20 protein-coding genes are annotated in these 21,677 nt (G+C 52.1%); 9 read left to right on the top strand and 11 right to left on the bottom strand.

Annotation, left to right across the window (positions count from 1 at the left end):
* The first annotated feature begins 52 nt into the window (after nt 1-52).
* Nucleotides 53-2,326, top strand: a complete 2,274-nt coding sequence (locus AAIG39_RS19140) for a YgiQ family radical SAM protein (RefSeq protein ID WP_343194508.1) — start codon at nt 53-55, stop codon at nt 2,324-2,326.
* 96 nt (nt 2,327-2,422) lie between these two features.
* On the opposite strand, the gene AAIG39_RS19135 is transcribed toward AAIG39_RS19140, so the two are convergent.
* Nucleotides 2,423-2,956, bottom strand: a complete 534-nt coding sequence (locus AAIG39_RS19135; RefSeq protein ID WP_343194507.1) for a DUF3828 domain-containing protein — start codon at nt 2,954-2,956, stop codon at nt 2,423-2,425.
* Nucleotides 2,957-3,061: 105 nt separating this feature from the next.
* Between AAIG39_RS19135 and AAIG39_RS19130 the strand changes: the two genes are divergently transcribed.
* Nucleotides 3,062-3,532, top strand: a complete 471-nt coding sequence (locus AAIG39_RS19130; protein ID WP_103278100.1) for a carboxypeptidase-like regulatory domain-containing protein — start codon at nt 3,062-3,064, stop codon at nt 3,530-3,532.
* Between the two features lie 46 nt (nt 3,533-3,578).
* Here AAIG39_RS19130 and AAIG39_RS19125 read toward each other — a convergent pair whose 3' ends face one another.
* The 3 genes from AAIG39_RS19125 to yqhD all read right to left on the bottom strand — a co-directional run bounded on the left by AAIG39_RS19125 (nt 3,579) and on the right by yqhD (nt 7,330).
* Nucleotides 3,579-5,033, bottom strand: coding sequence for a DASS family sodium-coupled anion symporter (locus tag AAIG39_RS19125; protein ID WP_343194506.1), 1,455 nt, complete (start codon nt 5,031-5,033; stop codon nt 3,579-3,581).
* Between the two features lie 204 nt (nt 5,034-5,237).
* Entirely contained in the window at nt 5,238-6,065 is an 828-nt protein-coding gene (gene dkgA / locus AAIG39_RS19120; RefSeq protein WP_103278098.1) for a 2,5-didehydrogluconate reductase DkgA, read from the bottom strand.
* Between the two features lie 101 nt (nt 6,066-6,166).
* The gene (gene yqhD, locus AAIG39_RS19115) at nt 6,167-7,330 is read right to left on the bottom strand and encodes an alcohol dehydrogenase (protein WP_343194505.1); all 1,164 of its coding nucleotides are present in this window, start codon (nt 7,328-7,330) and stop codon (nt 6,167-6,169) included.
* Nucleotides 7,331-7,523: 193 nt separating this feature from the next.
* On the opposite strand from yqhD, the gene AAIG39_RS19110 reads away from it, so the two are divergent.
* Nucleotides 7,524-8,423 (top strand): AraC family transcriptional regulator, encoded by a 900-nt coding sequence (locus AAIG39_RS19110; protein ID WP_103278096.1) that lies wholly within the window; start codon nt 7,524-7,526, stop codon nt 8,421-8,423.
* 40 nt (nt 8,424-8,463) lie between these two features.
* On the opposite strand, the gene yghB is transcribed toward AAIG39_RS19110, so the two are convergent.
* Complete coding sequence (gene yghB, locus AAIG39_RS19105; protein WP_103278095.1) at nt 8,464-9,123, bottom strand: DedA family general envelope maintenance protein YghB; 660 nt, start codon at nt 9,121-9,123, stop codon at nt 8,464-8,466.
* 131 nt (nt 9,124-9,254) lie between these two features.
* Complete coding sequence (metC, locus tag AAIG39_RS19100; RefSeq protein ID WP_343194504.1) at nt 9,255-10,442, bottom strand: cystathionine beta-lyase; 1,188 nt, start codon at nt 10,440-10,442, stop codon at nt 9,255-9,257.
* Nucleotides 10,443-10,694: 252 nt separating this feature from the next.
* Here metC and exbB point away from each other — a divergent pair, with 252 nt between their 5' ends.
* Both exbB and exbD read left to right on the top strand, forming a co-directional pair.
* Complete coding sequence (gene exbB, locus AAIG39_RS19095; protein WP_103278093.1) at nt 10,695-11,429, top strand: tol-pal system-associated acyl-CoA thioesterase; 735 nt, start codon at nt 10,695-10,697, stop codon at nt 11,427-11,429.
* Nucleotides 11,430-11,435: 6 nt separating this feature from the next.
* Complete coding sequence (gene exbD, locus AAIG39_RS19090) at nt 11,436-11,861, top strand: TonB system transport protein ExbD (protein ID WP_103278092.1); 426 nt, start codon at nt 11,436-11,438, stop codon at nt 11,859-11,861.
* Nucleotides 11,862-12,054: 193 nt separating this feature from the next.
* On the opposite strand, the gene AAIG39_RS19085 is transcribed toward exbD, so the two are convergent.
* Together AAIG39_RS19085 and AAIG39_RS19080 are read right to left on the bottom strand one after the other, a co-directional pair.
* Entirely contained in the window at nt 12,055-12,516 is a 462-nt protein-coding gene (locus tag AAIG39_RS19085; RefSeq protein ID WP_343194503.1) for a cytoplasmic protein, read from the bottom strand.
* Between the two features lies 1 nt (nt 12,517).
* Entirely contained in the window at nt 12,518-12,922 is a 405-nt protein-coding gene (locus tag AAIG39_RS19080) for a hypothetical protein (protein WP_103278090.1), read from the bottom strand.
* A 103-nt stretch (nt 12,923-13,025) separates the two neighbouring features.
* On the opposite strand from AAIG39_RS19080, the gene AAIG39_RS19075 reads away from it, so the two are divergent.
* Nucleotides 13,026-13,532: an ESA_00282 family adhesion-associated protein gene (locus AAIG39_RS19075; protein WP_047373113.1), complete on the top strand. Its 507-nt coding sequence runs from the start codon at nt 13,026-13,028 to the stop codon at nt 13,530-13,532.
* A 48-nt stretch (nt 13,533-13,580) separates the two neighbouring features.
* Here AAIG39_RS19075 and AAIG39_RS19070 read toward each other — a convergent pair whose 3' ends face one another.
* From AAIG39_RS19070 to AAIG39_RS19060, 3 genes are all read right to left on the bottom strand, one after another.
* The gene (locus AAIG39_RS19070) at nt 13,581-14,693 is read right to left on the bottom strand and encodes a phosphoserine transaminase (protein WP_343194502.1); all 1,113 of its coding nucleotides are present in this window, start codon (nt 14,691-14,693) and stop codon (nt 13,581-13,583) included.
* Nucleotides 14,694-14,719: 26 nt separating this feature from the next.
* Nucleotides 14,720-15,946 (bottom strand): ATP-grasp domain-containing protein, encoded by a 1,227-nt coding sequence (locus AAIG39_RS19065; RefSeq protein ID WP_103278089.1) that lies wholly within the window; start codon nt 15,944-15,946, stop codon nt 14,720-14,722.
* Nucleotides 15,947-16,159: 213 nt separating this feature from the next.
* Nucleotides 16,160-17,200, bottom strand: coding sequence for an aldo/keto reductase (locus tag AAIG39_RS19060; RefSeq protein ID WP_343194501.1), 1,041 nt, complete (start codon nt 17,198-17,200; stop codon nt 16,160-16,162).
* Nucleotides 17,201-18,316: 1,116 nt separating this feature from the next.
* On the opposite strand from AAIG39_RS19060, the gene AAIG39_RS19055 reads away from it, so the two are divergent.
* The 3 genes from AAIG39_RS19055 (at nt 18,317) to hybO (ending at nt 21,675) form a co-directional block, all read left to right on the top strand.
* Nucleotides 18,317-19,966 (top strand): methyl-accepting chemotaxis protein, encoded by a 1,650-nt coding sequence (locus AAIG39_RS19055; protein WP_343194500.1) that lies wholly within the window; start codon nt 18,317-18,319, stop codon nt 19,964-19,966.
* A 65-nt stretch (nt 19,967-20,031) separates the two neighbouring features.
* Nucleotides 20,032-20,319 carry a DUF2623 family protein gene (locus AAIG39_RS19050; RefSeq protein WP_103278086.1) on the top strand — a complete coding sequence of 96 codons (288 nt, stop codon included), beginning with the start codon at nt 20,032-20,034 and terminating at the stop codon, nt 20,317-20,319.
* Between the two features lie 228 nt (nt 20,320-20,547).
* Nucleotides 20,548-21,675 (top strand): hydrogenase 2 small subunit, encoded by a 1,128-nt coding sequence (hybO, locus tag AAIG39_RS19045; RefSeq protein WP_343194499.1) that lies wholly within the window; start codon nt 20,548-20,550, stop codon nt 21,673-21,675.
* Nucleotides 21,676-21,677 lie beyond the last annotated feature (2 nt).

The raw sequence follows: 21,677 nt of genomic DNA, 5'->3' as shown, positions 1-21,677 counted from the left end.
GCGTATAATCCACGCCCTTTGTTTATTTTTTTGCCACTTTTTTGGAAGCAAGATGAGCGCAATATCCCTGATCCAGCCGGATCGCGACCTTTTTTCATGGCCCCAGTACTGGGCGGCCTGCTTTGGTCCGGCTCCGTTTTTACCTATGTCCCGCGATGAAATGGATCAACTCGGCTGGGATAGCTGCGACATCATTCTGGTCACTGGCGATGCGTATGTCGATCACCCGAGCTTCGGTATGGCGATCTGTGGTCGGATGCTCGAAGCTCAGGGTTTCCGTGTTGGCATCATTGCCCAGCCGGACTGGAACAGCAAAGACGACTTTATGCGTCTGGGGAAACCCAACCTGTTTTTCGGCGTGACCGCAGGCAACATGGACTCGATGATCAACCGTTATACGGCGGATCGTAAGCTGCGTCATGATGATGCTTACACCCCGGATAACGTGGCGGGTAAACGCCCGGATCGTGCGACGCTCGCGTATACCCAGCGCTGCAAAGAAGCCTGGAAAGATGTGCCGGTTATTCTCGGTGGCATTGAAGCGAGCCTGCGTCGTACCGCCCATTACGATTACTGGTCCGATACCGTGCGTCGTTCAGTGCTGGTGGATTCCAAAGCCGACATGCTGATGTTCGGTAACGGCGAGCGTCCGCTGGTGGAAGTGGCGCATCGCCTGGCACAGGGCGAGCCCATCTCAGAGATTCGCGATGTCCGTAACACCGCGATCATGGTGAAAGAAGCGCTGCCAGGCTGGAGCGGCGTGGATTCACGTATTATTGATATGCCGGGTAAAATCGACCCAATTCCGCATCCCTATGGTGAAGATTTACCGTGCGCGGATAATAAGCCTGTCGAACCGAAGAAAGCCGAAGCGAAAGCGATTGTTGTTCAGCCGCCGCGTCCGAAACCGTGGGAAAAAACCTATGTGCTGCTGCCCTCCTTTGAGAAGGTCAAAAGCGACAAAGTACTGTATGCTCACGCTTCGCGTATTTTGCATCATGAAACCAACCCCGGCTGTGCTCGCGCACTGATGCAAAAACATGGCGATCGCTACATCTGGATTAACCCGCCAGCGATCCCGCTTTCTACCGAAGAGATGGACAGTGTGTTTGCCCTGCCGTACAAGCGTGTTCCGCATCCGGCCTACGGTAACAGCCGTATTCCGGCGTACGAAATGATCCGTTTCTCCATCAATATTATGCGCGGTTGCTTTGGTGGCTGCTCCTTCTGTTCGATCACTGAACATGAAGGACGCATTATTCAGAGCCGTTCGGAAGATTCGATCATTAATGAGATCGAAGCAATTCGTGACACGGTTCCGGGCTTTACCGGCGTTATTTCCGATCTGGGTGGCCCGACGGCCAACATGTACATGCTGCGCTGTAAGTCGCCGCGTGCGGAACAAACCTGCCGGCGTTTGTCGTGTGTTTATCCGGATATCTGCCAGCACATGGATACCAACCATGAGCCGACGATCAATTTATACCGCCGTGCGCGCGATCTGAAAGGCATCAAAAAAATCCTGATCGCCTCCGGGGTACGTTACGACATCGCCGTAGAAGATCCGCGTTATATCAAAGAGCTGGCAACTCACCACGTGGGTGGCTATCTGAAAATTGCGCCGGAACATACCGAAGAAGGGCCGCTGTCGAAGATGATGAAGCCGGGCATGGGCAGCTATGACCGTTTCAAAGAGCTGTTTGATACCTTCTCGAAACAGGCCGGTAAAGAGCAGTATTTAATCCCGTACTTTATCTCTGCGCACCCGGGTACGCGTGATGAAGATATGGTTAACCTGGCGCTGTGGCTCAAACGGCACCGTTTCCGCCTCGACCAGGTGCAGAACTTCTATCCGTCTCCGCTCGCCAACTCGACGACCATGTATTACACGGGGAAAAACCCGCTCGGTAAGATTGGCTATAAGAGTGAAGATGTGGTGGTGCCGAAGGGTGATAAACAGCGTCGTCTGCATAAAGCGCTGCTGCGTTATCACGATCCGGCGAACTGGCCAATGATCCGCCAGGCACTGGAGGAGATGGGTAAAAAGCACCTGATTGGTTCACGTCGTGATTGCCTGGTACCCGCTCCGACGCTGGATGAAATGCGTGAAGCGCGCCGTCAGAGTCGTAATACCCGTCCGGCGCTGACCAAGCACACGCCGATTGCTCATCAGCGTCAGAATGGCTCCCCACGCAACGAAACCGCAACGCGCGGCGTTGTGAAAAAGGGGGCGGTGAAAAGTGAAACGGTGAAGAGTGGTGCGGTGAAAAGCAGCGTAATGAAAAACGATAACGCGAAAAAAGCGGTAAAGCGTAAGGCGAGCTAACGATTCACCTGCCCCTTACCCTTCGGGAGAGGGGCTATAGCCCGGATAAGGCGCTTGCGCCGCATCCGGGAACGCGCCAACGTGTCTGCCACTCTGCTAGGGAGTAGGCTGGGAAGAAGGTGTGCTGGCGGCATGTTTATCATCCGCTTTATCGCTTAACGCTTCCTGCTGCCGCTCCCGGTTATACTCTTTAATCCCCTGATATAAGCTCTGGGTTTCATTGACGATGTCGTCAATGAGCCAGCGGCCATTTTCATCCACCAGCGAGAGCGTCTGTGTCACGGTCTCCGGCCCATCGCTGAACGGGCGGAAGCGGACCACGGCGTCAACGTGCTGGCTATCATGGGGCACGATATTGACCTGTTCCAGCACCAGATTGTCATAATCCTGGCAATTGCAGATAGGATCGTAATTCAGATAGCCCACATCCCCCTCAGCCGTCAGCCGCTGATCTTCGGCGACTTCTTTCATGAGTCGACTGGAAATCACCTGATCTTTGCCGGAAGCATCAAAAATAACGCCGGCTTGATTATCCTTATAGTGCTGATAGAGCAATTCCACGCTACGCTGAGGTGACTCAGCAAACGCGGAAAAGCTGCAAATAAAAAGCAATACTAATAGTTTTCGCATAGTCGATTCTTCTTGTGGGGCACTCTACCCAGAGTAGCATTGCCTTTGCGCAGGCGTAAGTCTTGATATACGAAGAGATGTTCATCTGAATTCAAGGAGCGAGTGATGGCAACACGATTCTGGCCGGGTGTCGCGCTTTTAGCGCTATTACAAAGCGGGTGCGTTGCCTACACCCAGTCTCAACCTGCCCTGGAAGGCCGCCTGTTGGATAGCTCAGGAAAACCCATACCTGCGGCCACTATTACGCTGAAAAGTCATCGTCCCGGCACCAGCACCGTGACCGATAGCAAAGGTTTCTTCGCTTTTGCCGGTGAGCACGAATGGTCGTTCTTTTTACCCATTGGGCCAATCGATAAGATTAACCTTTCCCGGTTGCTTATCAGCGCGCAGGGGCAGCAATACGATGTTTTGCTCTCATATGGGCTGAGTGGGCCTTACGGTTCGGGGCCGTCGGAAGTGGGCGTGTTATGTACGTTACCTCAGGCGCAGCTGCCAACAGAAAAAGAGGGCACAACGCCGGATATCTGCCAGCGTGTACCGTATAAAAATATGCTGGCATCCCGCGCGGCAGAGTGAGACTACGCAAATCAGCCCGGCCGTGAAGCCGGGCGTAAAGGGCTAATCAGTACAGCCCCAGCATTTTCCACCAGGCAAGGCCGATGACCATAAACACGGCCTGGTTGAACAGGCTGATTAAAAACCCTGTTCGCCACCAGATGCCGGTTGGCACGTAGCCGGCGCCAAACAGAATAGGGCCGCGTGCGTGGGTGTACTGCGTCAGTGAACAATAGAGGCTACTGGTAAACGCCAGCATCAGCGCCATCGGCGCGGCGGGAATACTCAGATGAATACCTACGCCGAGGAAGACAGCATACAGCGCGGCGATTTGCGCATTACCGCTGGCGAAAAAGTAGTGGGTGTAGAAGTAGGCCGCGTTCAACAGCAACAGCACTATCACCCAACTGGTACCGCCCATCGCGTTACCGATACTTTCACCAATCACGCCGCCAAACCAGGTGGTGAAGCCCAGTTTTTTCAGCTGGTTTGCCATCATCAGCAGCGCCGCAAACCAGATTAGCGTATCCCAGGCTCCTTTCTCGCTTTTTACATCTTCCCAGCTCAGCACGCCGGAAAGTAACAGCACCGACAGGCCGACGAAGGATGCCGTGGTCGGATCTACGCCCAGCGCATCGCCGAAGATCCACAGTATCAGCAGAAGCAGGACGGTGCCGAGCATCAGCCATTCGCCCCGGCTCATTTTCCCCATCAATGCCAGTTCACGCTGTGCCAGGACGGGCGCATCCGGAGTGTGTTTGATTTCGGGACGGGTTATCCAGTAAACCAGTACCGGCACCATCAGCAAGGAGACCAGACAAGGGGCCAGCGCGGCGATGAACCAACCGCCCCAGGTCAATGTCACCCCAGCGTTTGCCGCCAGTTTCACTGCCAGCAGGTTGCCGGTATACCCGGTCATAAACAGCGCGGCGGTGACATCGTTAACGTTGCCGATACAGGTAATGAGAAAGGTACCGATTTTGCTACGCGATTCATCTTCCGGACGGGAGTCAAAGCTGCGAGCCAGTGAGTCGGCAATCGGGTAGATGACGCCCCCGCATCGTGCGGTATTGCTTGGCATGGCGGGGGAGAGGATCAGATCGGCAAACGCCAGCCCGTAAGCCAGCCCCAGCGTGCGCTTACCAAGCAGGCGGATCATTTGTAGTGCGATGCGTCGGCCAAGCCCGGTTTTGATAAAACCGCGGGCGATCATAAAGGCGACGACGATAAGCCAGATAAGAGAACTGTTTAATTCACTCAGTGCCGTGAGGATCGCACCATTGGCCGTTTTATCACCGGCAGCGTAAGTGAGGGCGAACACGGTGATGCCGATGATGCCGACAGCGCCAATAGGCAGCACCTTAGCGACAATCGAGGCAATGGTCGCGACAAAGACAATGGCGGAGTGCCAGGCCTGGGCGCTGAGTCCTTCCGGGGGCGCCACCTGCCAGAGACCGGTGGCGATAACAACAATAATAATCAAAGGGAGCCATCGGACCCCTGACATATTTTTTTCAGCCATAAAGTCATCCCTATACATGATGTAAATAAAACATCGCGAAACAATAATCAGCGTGAGTAATTATGTCGTTGCAGCATAAATTATGCTGCGCTTCAGATGTGAATAAATACGCACTAAAACTGTGGTTAAATTGTTTCTTGATATTTCTGATTTCATGGCAAAAAAAAGCCCGACGGGGCGCCGGGCTGGGAGGAGTAGGAAGAATTAGCCGCCGAACTGATCCGGGTCAGGGCCAAGACGTTTACCCTGATCGAGTTTAGCGATTTCGGCCAGCTCGTCTTTATCGAGACGGAAATCCCAGACGTCAAAGTTCTCGGCAATGCGTGCCGGGGTAACGGATTTCGGGATCACGACCAGACCGCAGTCCAGATGCCAGCGAATCACAATCTGTGCCGGGGTTTTGCCGTATTTATCCGCCAGTTCGCGGATAATTTTCTGATCAAATACCCCTTCGCCGCCCTGTGCCAGTGGGCTCCAGGATTCGGTCTGGATTTTGTGCGTGGCGTTCCAGGCATGCAACTGACGCTGCTGCAAAAGAGGGTGCAGCTCAATCTGGTTGACAACCGGGGTCACGTTCGTCTCATCAATCAGCTTCTGCAGATGATGAATCTGGAAATTACACACCCCAATACTCTTCACCAGGCCCTGTTCCTGGAGTTTGATCATTCCTTTCCAGGCCTCAACATAGTGATCGATAGCCGGGACCGGCCAGTGCATCAGGTAGAGATCAACATAATCAAGCTGGAGTTTGTCGAGGCTTTCCTGCAATGCTTCCTGTGGGCGTTTCTGATCGTCATTCCACAGTTTTGTGGTAATAAACAGATCATCACGCGCAACGCCTGCACTTTTTAATGCCGTGCCAACGCCGTCTTCATTTTTATACGCGGCAGCGGTATCGATAGAGCGATAGCCTACTTCCAGCGCTTTGTGAATGGCGGAAACCACTTCCTCATTGCCCGCTTTCCACACGCCAAGACCCAGCTGCGGCATCAGGTTGCCGTCCGAAAGCTTAATCACGGTTGGATGTGTCATGCATTCCTCCTGTATGAGCTTACCGGGACACGTCCCGGTAAGGTTGTGTGCATTAAGTCTGGACGAAAAGTCCAAAAACGAAAGGCAGCGGAGTAAAAAGCTTAGCGTGCCGCTTCGTAAATGCGACGGCTGACATCAAGGGTAATATCCTGATGTTCGCCAAGTTTTGTCATGCCGTGTTCTTCCAGTTTTGCCAGCAGCGCCGGGATGGAGCTACCGTCCAGACCGTAACCGGACAGGCGAGTCGGTACACCCATCTGTTCAAAGAAACCACGGGTTGCTTCGATAGCGGCATCAATACGGCTGTCTTCGGAACCTTCGGTGATATTCCAGACGCGTTCTGCGTATTGCAGCAATTTGGCGCGTTTGGTGTCGCGTTTTTCATTCCACAGAGCAGGGAGCACTATCGCCAGCGTTTGGGCATGATCAAGGCCATGCATTGCCGTCAGTTCATGGCCAAGCATATGGGTCGCCCAGTCTTGCGGCACGCCCGCGCCAATCAGGCCGTTCAGCGCCTGGGTGGCCGCCCACATGACGTTGGCGCGAACATCGTAATTTTCCGGTTCTTTCAGCGCTTTCGGGCCTTCTTCGATGAGCGTCAGCAGAATACCTTCAGCGAAGCGATCCTGAATTTTACCGTTCACCGGGTAAGTGACATATTGCTCAACGGTATGCACGAAGGCATCGACAACGCCGTTTGCCACCTGACGCGGCGGCAGGGTGTAGGTGTATACCGGATCCAGCACGGCAAAAATCGGCTGAACGTGTTCAGACATAAATGCTTGTTTATCACCGGTGGTTTTACGGGAGATAACTGCGCCTTTGTTGGATTCGGAACCGGTGGCTGGCAGGGTCAGCACGGAGCCCATTGGGATCGCACTGGTGATTTTGCCGCCGTAGGTTTGCAGAATTTCCCACGGGTCCACGCCATCGGCGTAATGGGCCGCTGCGGCGATAAATTTGGTGCCATCCAGTACAGAGCCGCCGCCGACCGCCAGCAGGAAGGTGATGTTGTCATCCTTGGCGATTTTGACGGCTTTCATCAGGGTTTCGTAAGACGGGTTGGGTTCGATGCCGCTGAATTCCCGTACATCCAGACCTTCCAGCGCGCTATATACCTGATCCAGCACGCCGTTTTTCTTCACGCTACCGCCGCCGTAGGTAATCAGTACGCGAGCGTCTGTCGGAATTTGTTCACGCAAATCGGCAATCGCGCCTTTACCAAACAGGATGCGGGTAGGGGTATGGAGATTAAAGTTGTTCATTGCTCGTTCCCTTTAGGTGGGTGATAGAAGAGCAGGCAGGATGCTGCCCGATGGCATTAATTGTGGCCGTGGCGGGCTTGTCTCTCAATGCACATTTCTGCCGATGTCTTGCCTGTTTCTCCAGGTCACTGGAGAAACCGCACAAAAGATTGCACACTGTAGCGGTCAAAAAACAGTGAAGGAGCGGCGAATTATGAACCGTGACGAGATTTGCCAGGTATTAACGCAAAAAGTAAAAACACTGAAAAATAATGAAAATTATCTCAGCACGCTGCTTCCGGATATCCGTTTGCTTTACGGCACTGAGCCGGGAACCCGTACCCCGGTGATGTATCAGCCGGGGATCGTTTTTCTCTTCTCGGGCCATAAAATTGGTTATATCAATGAGCGTGTGTTTCGCTACGATACCAATGAATATTTACTCCTTACCGTACCTTTACCGTTTGAGTGCGAAACCTATGCAACGCCAGAAGTTCCGCTGGCGGGATTACGCCTTAACGTCGACATTCTGCAGTTACAGGAACTGTTGATGGATATCGGCGAAGATGAATCTTTCCAGCCCGCGATGGCGGCAAGTGGTATCAACTCAGCCACCCTGTCCGAGGAAATTCTGTGTGCGGCGGAACGTTTACTCGACGTAATGGAACGCCCGCTGGACGCCCGTATTCTGGGTAAACAGATCATTCGTGAACTGCTCTATCACGTGCTCACCGGGCCGCGTGGCGGCGCATTACTGGCGCTGGTCAGCCGCCAGACCCATTTCAGCTTAATCAGCCGGGTGCTTAAACGCATTGAGAGCCAGTACACAGAAAACCTGAGCGTCGACGAACTGGCCGCTGAGGCGAATATGAGCGTCTCTGCGTTTCACCATAACTTTAAATCGGTGACCAGCACTTCGCCGTTGCAATACCTCAAAAGCTACCGTCTGCACAAAGCACGGATGATGATGATCCACGATGGTATGAAGGCCAGCGCTGCGGCCATTCGGGTGGGTTATGAAAGTCCATCCCAATTCAGCCGCGAGTTTAAACGCTATTTTGGCGTCACGCCGGGGGAAGATGCGGCGCGTATTCGTATGATGCAGGGAGGCTGATTTTCCTTCTCCTTTTGGGAGAAGGAAAAGAGGAAAAGTATCAGGCGCTGCAGTATTTTTTCTTAATCACCACGGCCAGTGTTCCCACCAGCCCGGCGACCAGCAGGAAAAGCGGCAGAATCATCAAGAATGTCATCACCTGATCTTCGTGGCGTTTTACAAAGGGGATCATGCTGATGGCGTAGCCCAGCGTGGTGATCATGCCGACCCACAGCAGGCCGCTCAGCCAGTTGAAAAGCTGGAAACGGCGGCTGGATAAACCTGAAATCCCGGCCATGGTTGGCAGCAGGGTGCGCACGAACGCCAGGAAGCGCCCAGCCAACAGCGCCAGCAAACCGTGTCGGTCAAACATGCAGGTCGCCCGCTGATGATATTTCTCCGGCAACTGCGCCAGCCAGCCCTTCACCACGCGGGTATTCCCCAGCCAACGCCCCTGCAGGTAGCTCAACCAGCAACCCAGGCTGGCGGCAGAAGTCAGGATTACGAGTGTCGACAGGTAGTCCATGCAACCACGCGCCACCAGCGCGCCAGCCAATAAAAGCAAACTGTCCCCAGGCAAAAACGAGGCTGGAAGCAATCCGTTTTCTAAAAAGAGAGTGGCAAACATCACTAAATAAACGACGCCAACAATATGTGGATTCGCCAGCGCTGCAAAGTCGTGGTGCCAGAGCGCAGCGATAATGTCTTGAATTACAGCCATGGACTTTCCTGTGGTACCGCTTAGAGAAGGCTATTGTACCCGCTTATCGCCCGAAACACCTTGATCCCAGGCGCAATTAATACAGAGTATTCTGCTGGCGTAATGAGAATTTTCAACCAGCAGATAACAATTTATACGATGCGCTCAAAGCCTGCAGCCAAATCTTCAATTAAATCATCAACATCTTCCAGACCAATATGAACACGAATCAGCGTACCGCTAAAATCCACGCCGCCGTCAGGACGGATAGCCGCGATCTGTTCCGGTTGATTTGCCAGAATTAATGATTCATACCCGCCCCATGAGTAGGCCATGCTGAACAGCGAGAAATTATCGAGGTAGGCCGCCATCTCTTCATTGTTAAGGCGCTTGTTCAGAATGAAGGAAAACAGACCGCTGCTGCCGTTAAAATCGCGCTTCCAGAACTCGTGTCCTTTGCTACCTGGCAGCGCCGGATGATTAACCTGCGCGACTTGCGGGTGCGAAGCCAGCCACTGTGCGATTTTCAGGCTGCTTTCATGATGCTGACGCAGGCGTACGCCAAGGGTACGCAAGCCGCGACTGGTCATATACGCCGTATCAGCATCGACCATTTGCCCCATCAGATAGGCATTCTCGCGCAGTTGATCCCAACAGCGGGCATTGGAAACCGCGGTACCAATCATGCCATCAGAGTGACCAATCAGGTATTTGGTGGCTGCCTGGATAGAAATATCGATATCGAACTCAAGCGCCTTAAAGAGAATGCCCGCAGCCCAGGTATTGTCGATCATAATGATCGCCTCGGGCGCAACGCTTCTGACCGCCTGCACGATTGCCGGCACATCATGGACTTCCATGGTTATCGAGCCTGGTGATTCGAGAAATACGATTTTGGTGTTGGGCTGTATCAGACGCACAATGCTTGCGCCGATCATCGGGTCAAACCAGCTGGTGGTTACCCCCAGTTTGGCGAGGATTTTGGTGCTGAAATCCTGTGTGGGTTCATAGGCCGTGTTGGTCATCAGGATATGGTCGCCCTGTTCGACAAACGCCAGGATGGTATTGGCTACCGCAGCTGCGCCGCAGGGGAAAAGGGCACAGCCAGCGCCACCTTCCAGCTCGCACATGGCTTCCTGTAACGAGAAATGGGTCAGCGTGCCGCGACGTCCGTAAAAAAGCTCGCCCTTCGCGCGGTTGCGCGTGGCCTGCTTTTTCGCCTCGACCGTATCGAAAACCAGAGAGGAAGCTCGCTGAATAACGCTATTCACCGAACCCTGCGTGTATTTCTTGCTGCGCCCCGCGTTAACCAGAGCAGTATCAATATGCTTCGCCGTCATGTTCGCTTAACCTGTTTTTATACGTCTGGATGTCCAGACTACCATGAATGCTAGGTGATGCATCGATACTCGTTCTGATAAAGCATAAAATTTTATGAATACTCAGCTATGAGACTTTTTTACTGCGTGAGCGCAAGGAAAACGCGGGGATATTGCGGCAGTATGTAAATACTAATGAGAACTACTATCAATTCGACGATGTTTTGATATTATTATGCTCAGATTTTGTGATATGCGTCGTGGAGATACACAGTGGGTAATAATTTGATGCAGGCGGATCTTTCCGTTTGGGGTATGTATCAACATGCCGACATCGTAGTAAAAATTGTGATGATCGGGTTGATTCTGGCATCAGTGGTCACCTGGGCAATCTTCTTTAGTAAAAGCGCTGAGATGATTGCGCATAAACGCCGTCTTAAACGTGAACAGCAATTATTGGCCGATGCCCGTTCGCTGGATCAGGCCAGTGAAATTGCCTCCTCTTTCCATGCCAGAAGTCTGAGTACGCAGTTAATTAACGAAGCCCAAAATGAGCTGGAGTTGTCCGCAGGTAGCGAAGACAACGAAGGTATTAAAGAGCGTACGGGTTTCCGTCTGGAACGTCGCGTTGCCGCTACGGGCCGTCATATGGGCCGTGGTAATGGTTACCTTGCGACTATCGGCGCCATCTCCCCGTTTGTGGGGCTGTTTGGTACCGTATGGGGTATCATGAACAGTTTCATCGGTATTGCCCAGACGCAGACCACTAACCTTGCTGTGGTCGCGCCGGGTATCGCGGAAGCGCTGCTGGCGACCGCGATCGGCCTGGTGGCCGCGATTCCAGCGGTGGTTATCTATAACATCTTCGCCCGCATGATCGGCGGTTATAAAGCGACGCTGGGTGATGTTGCCGCACAGGTTCTGCTGCTGCAAAGCCGCGACCTGGACCTGGCTGCCAGCGCTTCTGCGAAACCCGTCCACGCCGCCCAGAAACTACGAGTAGGTTGATGCCCCATGGCAATGCGTCTTAACGAAAACCTCGACGATAACGGCGAAATGCACGAAATCAACGTTACGCCGTTTATCGACGTTATGCTGGTTCTGCTGATTATCTTCATGGTGGCCGCGCCGCTTGCGACGGTAGATGTGAAAGTTAATCTGCCGGCCTCTACCAGCCAGCCGCAGCCGCGCCCGGAAAAACCGATTTACCTGTCCGTAAAAGCGGATAACACCATGTTCATTGGTAACGAGCCGGTGACCGACGAAACGATGGTTACTCAGCTTAATGCTGTCACCGAAGGCAAGAAGGATACGACGGTTTTCTTCCGCGCAGATAAGACCGTTGACTACGAAACCATAATGAAGGTGATGGATACCCTGCATCGCGCGGGATATCTCAAAATAGGGCTGGTCGGAGAAGAGACCGCCGCCGCGAAGTAACCCTCGCGTTTGCTAATTAAGGCTGGCCTGTGGGCCGGCCTTTTTCATTTAAGCATTCCGCTCAGCTAACGATATAACGCATTATTTTAGGAGTGTTTAATTTGTACTTTAGAACACGTTAAACGTGGGGATTATTCAGTAAATAATCAAATATGGTGAATAATTATTGATAATAACTGGAGGGCTTATAAGGTTATTTCTGCGCTTGCGCAGGCTCTGAGGAAAGGGGCGTTTCAGCGTCTTCTGGCGTGGTTTTTTCCTCAGGCGCGACGGTAGTCACAACCGCGGTACGGTATTCTGCATCGGCAAGTTTGCGGCTGATACGCAGGGTTGCTGTCTCTCTGGCAAGAATATGCTGGTAATTGGCTTCCAGTCTGGCCATTACTTTTTCCAGCAGTTCAGGACGCTCTTGCACGATAGCGTTGATGGTCGCACCGTAGATCTCCTCTTTCACCTGAAAAGCATAGATTTCCCGGCGATTTTGCCACTTTAGCCGCACAAGGGCTGCGGGGATGGAGATGAGCTCATGGGCAATACGCTGGATGGTGGCATTCTTACTTTGAATGAGTGCATCAATATTTTGCTTTAAGATAAATTCGTCGCTGGGTTGATTGTCTACAGTCAAATAAACGTCGTTATTATCTATTTTCTCCACGTCATTCATCCCCTAGTTTATAAAACAAAGGCGTATCTTTTTCACGGGTAATGAGATTAAGCCAAATTTCATTTCCGGCTTCATTAATTTGTTTGGTCTTTTCGGTAATTATTTGGCTTAATGCCTGAGCATCAATCTCGCCTTCGGCTTGCAAGTCGTTCAGCAGGCGGGCAAAAGTTTCGATTTTTACCACACGATATAATCGGTCTTTTATATGACGATCGCGCTCTTCAAGCAACATATTCCGCGACTGCCCGGTACGATTGGCGTTCGCCAATATATCGCTGGCATAATCAGAGAGCGTTCTTTTTCCCTGAGTTAAATTAGTATCTTTTTCTGCTTCTCCCGGTTCTGTTTCCGTAACAGAAATGTGAAATCGAGCCGGGACAAGATTCTCGGGGAGCATTTCTAATATCCTTAAATATCAATAAGGTAGGCGAAGTTTGGGCGTGAGGTTCGTTGACAATATCATGACGCACTTTTAAAATCAAAAAAAATGGAGCCTGCACATGAACAGTATTTATTATTCTGTTGTCATTTTATTGCTGTTAACGGGCGGCGTACTTTTATTGATGCGCGAAAACAATAAAAAGCCGTCCGTAGATGAAACTGAAACGTTGGCCCAGCAAGCTAAGCCTCTGTCCAAAGAGGAGGGTGAAGACCATTTCGCAATGCTAATGAATGCCATTACCCCGGTGTGGTACTGGCGAGTAAATCACGAATATATCGATTTTCTTCATGCGACGATTAAGCGTATGAACATGGCGGAACTTAATAGCGTACCAGGGTTATTTGAGGCACAGCGCCGTTGCAGCGATCTCAATTCCGCTGTGTACAAGTATTATGACAATATTAAAAAGCGCTGTTTAAACGGCGAAAAAGTGATGTACTCCGACCTTGACGTTTTGAACCTGCGCCAGTGTTTTCGCGAGTTCAGTATGGAAGCCTACCCGGAACTGGTCGTGTTGGTATGGCCAGAATATAAGCGTCCGGAGATTGACCCGGCAGAGGTGTAACTCGCCCTGACGAGCCACTGCTGCCGGAGCAGCAGTGGTGAAGGGGGATTAATATTTCGCGTGGTGTTTAAAACGGAAATCTTCCATAAAACCGGTCAGTTTCTCTACCGCTCCGAGCGTTAGCGCGTTATAGATTGAGGCGCGCACGCCGCCAATGGCGCGGTGACCACCCAAGCCGGAGAAGCCGGCGGCCGTTGCTTCATTCAGGAATAACGCTTCCAGATCTTTGGTCGGCAAATTGAATGCAACATTCATATCAGAGCGGAAGGCCGCTTCACCCCACGGACGGTAGAAATCGTTGCTACCGTCAATCAGGCCATACAGCAATTTCGCTTTTTGCTGGTTGATTTGCGTCATGTTTTCCAGCCCACCGACCTCATTGAGCAGCCAGCGGGTGACCAGCAAGACAACATAAATGGCGAAGACCGGCGGGGTGTTGAAGTTCGAATGAGACTCAACCTGGCGGCGATAATCCAGGAATGACGGCAGGTTATCCGGGGCGTTTTGTACCACGCTGTCGCGAACCAGTACGATGGTAACGCCTGCCGGGCCAATGTTTTTCTGCGCATGGGCATAAATCAGCGAGAATTTATCCGCTTCACACGGCTTCGACAAAAAGTCAGAAGACATATCACAGACACGCGGCACATCGTCGCGACCCAGAATGCGATTGAATTGCAGACCTTCTACCGTCTCATTCGAGACATAGTGAATGTAGGGCGCGTCCGGTGAAAAATCTAATTCTTCATCGGTTGGCAGACGGCGATAACCATGCTGCTCGCCACTCCAGATGACGCGAACCGGGCCTTCACGCATGGCTTCGGTCACCACTTTACGGCTCCAGTAGCCGGTATCAAAATATTCTGCCGGGTGTTTTTTCCCCCGCAGCATGGTCATCGGGACCATAGAGAACTGCTGTGTCGCCCCCCCTTGCAGGAACAGGATGTGGTAGTCAGAAGGCAGGCCCAACAGCGTGCGAATATTGTTTTCGGTTTCGCGCACCACATTTTCAAACCAGTCTGACCGGTGGCTGATACCAAGAATGGACAGTCCCGCCTCAGGGACATTAATGATCGCCTGTTGGACCTGGTTTAAAACCACTTCGGGCAGCGCGCCCGGGCCGCCGGAGAAATTCAGTGCGTTATTCGGATTCAATGACATGTTCATACCTGTGTAGCATAAATGGGTTAGCGCGTTTTACCGGCTCGTTGTAACAACATTTCCCGCATCGCAGTTTTGACTTTATGCATATGAATCTGCTTGTTGGGAAACATCTCTTCGTCGTCCATGGCGTGTACGACCATCGCCGGATCGATTTCAAAAATCAGTAATTCGCCGCTCTGCGTCTCGGCACAGTCGATACCGATATACTCAAGGCCTGTGCGCTGGCTAATTGCCTCCAGGGCATCATGGTGGCGTGCGGCAAAATCAGCGAATTCGTTCAGGAAGCGAGCTTCCTGGGCGCGCTTGTTTTCGTCTTCGTACATGCCTGCGTTGACGTAATGAATCATCCAGTTGGACGACACGCCCATATGGCAGGCATACGCTTTGCCGTCGATCAGCACCAGGCGCATTTTGCGAAACAGCCCGTCGTCATTGCTGTAATCAACGAAACGCGACAGAAAAAACATATCGCCTTCGTGGTGCTGCAGATAGGACGCGACGGCCTCACGGTCATCCACTTTTTGCAGACCATGGCCACCGTGGCTGCCGACAGGACGCAGAATAATCGGGAATGCGTGATCGTCGGCGATATCAGACACGGACTTTTCTCCCGCAGCCACAGACTGCAGGGACTGGCGGCTGATATGTAGCGCCGGGCAGATCACCAGACCGGGCACGTTTTGCAGCAGGATGCTGGCGTTGTGACGCTCAGAATTGGGGACATTTTGAGGTGAGTTCAGAACCGGCTTCGGCCAGTCGTGAAGTACGTTTTCCAGGCGCTGTAAAACGGCAGCTTGCTCGTCGCTGGCGCCGATGGCCACCATGACCAGATCGTGCTCCGGCACAGGGGAGGTCAACGGGTGCGGCGCACCGGGATCAACATAATAATGGATAAGATCGATGTCGCTGTCTTCAAGCAGGCAGTCGAGCGGAATATTGGCCGAAAGATTACCCGGCACCATCAGCAGCAGTACGCGCAGTTTCGTCGGCTGACGCGCATGCCAGTGGTAGACGCGTTGCATTTGCAGCGCCTGGTTTTGAATTTGCAGACCTGACTCTTCGTGCTTTAGGCTCATCATAGCGATGGCCAGGTTCATCCACAGGGTCGCATCTTCCGGCGCTTTTTCCGCAAGAGCGATCATTTCTTGTGTCATTGAGGAGAAGTCAACACCTGCGATGCTCATACGTAAAAACGGCGCCATTCCCAGGAATGGCAACGATTGAGCTTCCGGCTCTGACGTTAACGACATACTGAATGCCTCTGGTTATACAGTCGATATGACTTATGATGCTATAAATAACCAGAGGGCAATGCGGTGATTAGCGGGGATAAAAAGCGGGATAACGGGAGTTACCCGCTGAAAGTGCGTCAATGCCGGGGTGAATATGGCGAATTTTTCTCTTTATCGCTCATAAACCACCTGAATGGTAATAAAGGAAGGGAGCTGCGCCCCCTTCTTGTTTTACTTATCGGAGGAGGCTTGCCAGAGGTTGAGTTCACCGTCGGCGACATGCTTATCAATCTGTGCCAGTTCTTGCTCACTGAACGTCAGATTATTTAACGCCAGGACGTTTTCTTCCAGTTGCTCCGGACGGCTTGCGCCGATCAATACTGAGGTGACGCGAGGATCTTTCAATAGCCAGCTCAGCGCCATCTGCGCCATGGACTGACCACGCGCGCTGGCCATCTCGTTGAGCAATCGCAGGCTACTCAGGTTGGCTTCGGTCAGCATTTTTTCCGACAGGCCGCGAACTTTTTTCCCCTCTTTCTGCATCCGCGACCCTTCCGGGATGCCGTTAAGGTATTTTCCGGTCAGCAACCCCTGAGCCAGCGGGGTAAAGGCGATACAGCCAACGCCATTGGCTTCGAGCGTCTCCAGTAAGCCCGTTTTATCGACCCAGCGGTTAAGCAAATTATAAGAAGGCTGGTGGATCAACAGGGGGATCTTCCACTCGCGTAGCAAGGCGACCATTGTCTGGGTTCGCGGCGTTGAATAAGACGAGATGCCGACATAAAGCGCTTTACCACTCTGTACGGCCTGGGCCAGCGCTGCGGCGGTCTCTTCCATCGGTGTATTCTCATCGACACGATGCGAATAGAAGATATCGACATAGTCCAGCCCCATGCGTTTCAGGCTTTGATCGAGGCTGGCGAGTAAGTACTTACGGGAACCGCCGGAACCGTACGGACCGGGCCACATGTCGTAACCCGCTTTGGTGGATATCACCAACTCATCGCGGTAAGCGGCGAAATCTTCACGCAGCAAACGACCAAAGTTCTCTTCTGCGCTACCTGGAGGCGGCCCGTAGTTATTGGCTAAGTCAAAATGGGTGATGCCTAAATCAAAGGCTTTACGCAACAGGGCGCGTTGGGAATCAAGGGCATGAACATGGCCGAAGCTGTGCCATAAACCCAGCGATAATGCAGGCAGGCGCAGGCCGCTCTTACCGCAGTAACGATACTGCATCTGCTCATAGCGAGCAGGGTTGGCAAACCAGGACATGGTGTCTCCTTTCTTGTAGGTGTAGGGCTGAAACAATGTTTTTATTCTATATTGCCACCGTGTCACAACAAGACTTTGTGTTTTTAATGCGGATGATTGTTGAGCAAGCACACGACGGCATGCCTTGCCTGGCTGATGTGATAAATCTCTTCGTCAGCCTCGCTTCTGATAATAATTTCATTGCAAAATTATAAGGTGGTGAATGGATGGTCGAAACGTAAACCGGTGAGGAAACTCGGACCTACGCTGCATTATAGCGCTTAAAGCGTCACGGTCAGGCAAAATAGACTTGCGCAAATGCTTCATATCGCCAGCACTGGCGATGATGCAGGCGACGGGCTTTTCCGGAAGATGCGCAACTTTTCTGAGAAAATTCTTAGATTATGGGGTTCGGGAATCGCTGCAACCGTGAGAGGGATAAACGATAAAGTATATTTATCCGAATATGTGTGAAATAACATTTTGTATCCCACGCGCCTCGCCATGCTGCCTGGTTTGTGTCGCGTTTAGCGCAGCGTGCTATGTAGTTTATTTCTTTTTAATCAGCGTGTTATGGCTTACTGCAGGCGTTGCGGTAAATACCGTATTTTGTCACTATGACGGCTAATAAAAATATGCCTTTACGGCATTCATAATGCGGAGTTAATGCCCCTTTTTGATTATTTCTGGCGACATATTTAATGCGATTTTTATATTTTTTTTAGCATTTTTTTTTATTTTTAATCCACTTGTGGGGCGCATGCTTTTCTTTATTTTCTGACAGCTATTATAATTTTTAAAGGTGATCGTGGAAGGCTTTTATTTTATTTATGGAAATTGCGTTAATTTAATCTACGTTGCAGAACTGAGGGGGGAAATATATTTCTCTCATGATATAAAGCAGTTACCTGCGGTGTAGTTAGGTTGCTAACCTTAAGAAATGAAAGATAAATCGCCTTTTCTTGTCAAGAAATAACATCCGTAAGCAGTAAGAAGTCATCTTTTCATATGGATAATTATTGCACATTTTGTGATCAATTTTTTACTTTGAACCATACATGTTTCCTGAACGGTGCCGATAAAGGAATTAACTCTCACTTTCGAGTAAGCATGTCCCTTCACTGCAAGGAAATAATTATGCGTATGCTTCAAAACTTTACTATCCGAATCGTCATGCTGGTGATCCTGGGCCTTTTTGGCCTGCTGTGGTCCGGTGTCGGTTTGTATAGCGTTTTCTCGCTTTCAAAAGTATCAGATGGCAATGAAGTCGATCGCCAACTGGTGTCTCAAATGACATTACTTAGCCAGGGTAATGACCAATACTTCCGTTTTGTGACGCGCCTGAGTCGTGCGATGGAGACAAAAACAGCAGGCGGCGCAGTCGATTTTGCTCCTGCGCAGCAGTCGCTTGAAAACATGGCGAAAAAACTCACCGAATTTAAAGCTATCTCGCCAGGACCGATGGATCCGAAGGTATCAGAGCAGGTGATCGCGGCCTGGCAGGCGCTGCTTGATCAGGGCATCACACCGCAGATGCAGGCGGCCCAGCAGGGGTCGGTTGAAGCCTATCGTCAGCAGGCAAACAACGTGACGCCAGCATTGAGCCGGGCATTTGGCGCCATCACGGACAGCTTTAACAAAGCGGCTGGCGCCAGTCTCGATGAAACTCGCGTGATGGTTGACACCCAGACCCACATCACCCGTGTGATTATTATCGTGGCAATGGTGCTGGGGTTACTGATTCTGTTATTTACTGACCGCTACCTGGTGGCCATGCTGGTGAGGCCATTGGATGCCATCCGTGATCATTTCACGAAAATGGCGCAGGGCGACCTTAGCCAGCCAATCCCCGATTTTGGCCGCAATTGCGTAGGGCGTGTTGTGCCCTTACTGCGTGCGACTCAGGATAGCCTGCGTGATGCTGTCAGCTCTATCCGTAACGGCAGTGAAAATATCTGGCGCGGTGCGGCGGAGATTTCAAGCGGTAACAATGACCTCTCTTCCCGAACCGAAGAACAGGCGGCAGCGCTGGAACAGACGGCGGCCAGCATGGAACAACTGACGGCGACGGTAAAACTGAACGCCGACAACGCCAGCCAGGCAAGTGAACTGGCCGATGTCGCTTCCTCCACGGCGAGCAAAGGCGGGGCGCTGGTAGATGAAGTTATCAGCACGATGGATGGTATCTCTCAAAGCTCGAAGAAAATTGCCGAAATCACCACGGTCATTAACAGCATTGCTTTCCAGACCAATATCCTGGCGCTTAACGCCGCCGTTGAAGCGGCACGTGCGGGCGAGCAGGGGCGTGGCTTTGCGGTAGTGGCAGGCGAAGTGCGCAACCTCGCCAGCCGAAGCGCGGGCGCGGCGAAAGAGATCGAGTCGCTGATCGCGGACTCCGTCAGCCGCGTGGAGAAAGGAGCCAAACTGGTCAATGACACCGGCACGACGATGGAAGGTATTCTGCGTGCGGTTAGCGAAGTCACCACCATCATGAAACAGATTGCGGCCGCATCCGCCGAGCAGAGCAAAGGCATTTCTCAGGTGGGCACCGCCATCACGCAGATGGATAGCGTCACCCAGCAGAACGCCTCGCTGGTAGAACAAGTTTCTGCTGCGGCGGCTGCGCTTGAGCGTCAAACAGAAGAGTTGCAGCGTTCTGTACAACAGTTCCGTTTGTCTGCTGATGAGCAGGTTAACGTCGCAGCGCCGACGTCAGTGAAAACCCCTGCACTGCGCGGTACCGCTAAGAAAGCCGCGGCTTCGGCAGATGAATGGGTCGCGTTTTAAATAACGCTATCACTGCTCAATACATCGCTATATAGTTATGTATATACCGATTGGGGGCAGTAAGAATGGAAAACCATTTTGGCAAAGGCTTGATGGCAGGGCTTAAGGCAACACAGGCGGATGAGGCCAGTCGCGTCGCGCATTTTTGTTCTGACTATAAACGCGGTTTTGTGCTCGGTTTTTCGCATCGCATGTTCGAAAAAACCGGTGACAGGCAGCTAAGCGCCTGGGAGGCAGGTGTGCTGACGCGCCGTTATGGGCTGGATAAAGAGATGATCATGGATTTTTTTCGTGAGAGTCATTCCAGCACGGTAATCCGTTTCTTTATGGCGGGTTATCGGGGCGAACGTTAAGCTCATTGCCGAATGCTTTCAGCCATATTTACCTCTTTTAAGAAGCCGTATCTCCGGATGCGGCTTTTTTTATTTCATTTCGCAAATCAATGTGATCTGTTGCTCCGATATTGAATTTTTTCTATATATAGCCCCAGTTTTTGTGTGATTACTTGATCGCACACGCACAACTCTTATCTAAAAACAGGGTAAAAGCAGGGTTAATTTTTGGCAAAGGAATGACAATGCATGGCTGACGAAATTCCTCAACTGACGTCTTTTACCTCCTGCGGCATTAATCGTCGCGATTTTATGAAGCTTTGTACCGCGCTGGCGGCCACGATGGGGCTTAGCAGCAATGCTGCTGCGAAGATGGCGCAGGCCGTTACCCAGAACAAGCGCCCACCCGTGGTCTGGATTGGCGCGCAGGAGTGTACAGGGTGTACTGAATCACTGTTACGCGCAACGCATCCCACCGTTGAAAACCTGGTGCTGGAAACCATCTCGCTGGAGTACCACGAAGTACTGAGTGCTGCGTTTGGTCACCAGGTTGAAGAGAACAAACATCACGCTCTGGAAACCTATAAAGGGCAGTATGTTCTGGTGGTGGATGGGTCGATTCCGCTAAAAGACAACGGTATTTACTGTATGGTAGCGGGCGAGCCGATTATCGACCATATCCGTAAAGCGGCGGAAAATGCCGCGGCGATTATCGCGATTGGTTCCTGTTCGGCATGGGGCGGCGTTGCCGCTGCCGGCGTCAACCCAACCGGGGCGGTGGGGCTGCAAGATGTGCTGCCCGGTAAAACGGTGATTAACATTCCGGGCTGCCCGCCAAACCCACACAATTTCCTCGCCACCGTGGCGCACATCATCACCTTTGGCAAACCGCCGAAGCTCGACGCGAAAAATCGTCCGCTCTTTGCCTATGGTCGCCTGATTCATGAACATTGCGAACGACGTCCACATTTCGACGCCGGACGCTTTGCCAAAGAGTTTGGCGATGAGGGGCATCGTGAAGGCTGGTGTCTCTACCATTTAGGCTGTAAAGGTCCGGAAACCTGGGGTAACTGTTCAACACTGCAATTTTGCGATGTGGGCGGCGTCTGGCCGGTTTCCATTGGCCACCCTTGCTATGGCTGCAACGAAGAGGGTGTGGGCTTCCACAAAGGCATCCACCAACTGGCGCACGTTGAGAACACAACACCTCGTGTTGATAAACCACAGGTCAACAGTAAAGAAGGCGGCGTGATGTCGGCTTCCGCTGTCGGTCTGCTTGGTGGTGTGGTGGGATTACTGGCAGGCGTCGGGGTAATGACGGTGCGCGAGCTGGGCCGCCAGCAAAAGAAAAACAACGCTGACTCACAGGGAGAGTGACC

The organism is Phytobacter palmae (assembly GCF_039409775.1).
Classification (GTDB): Bacteria; Pseudomonadota; Gammaproteobacteria; order Enterobacterales; family Enterobacteriaceae; genus Phytobacter; species Phytobacter palmae.
The sequence above is the reverse complement of the archived record's forward strand: the minus strand, read 5'-3'. Positions and strand labels throughout refer to the sequence as shown.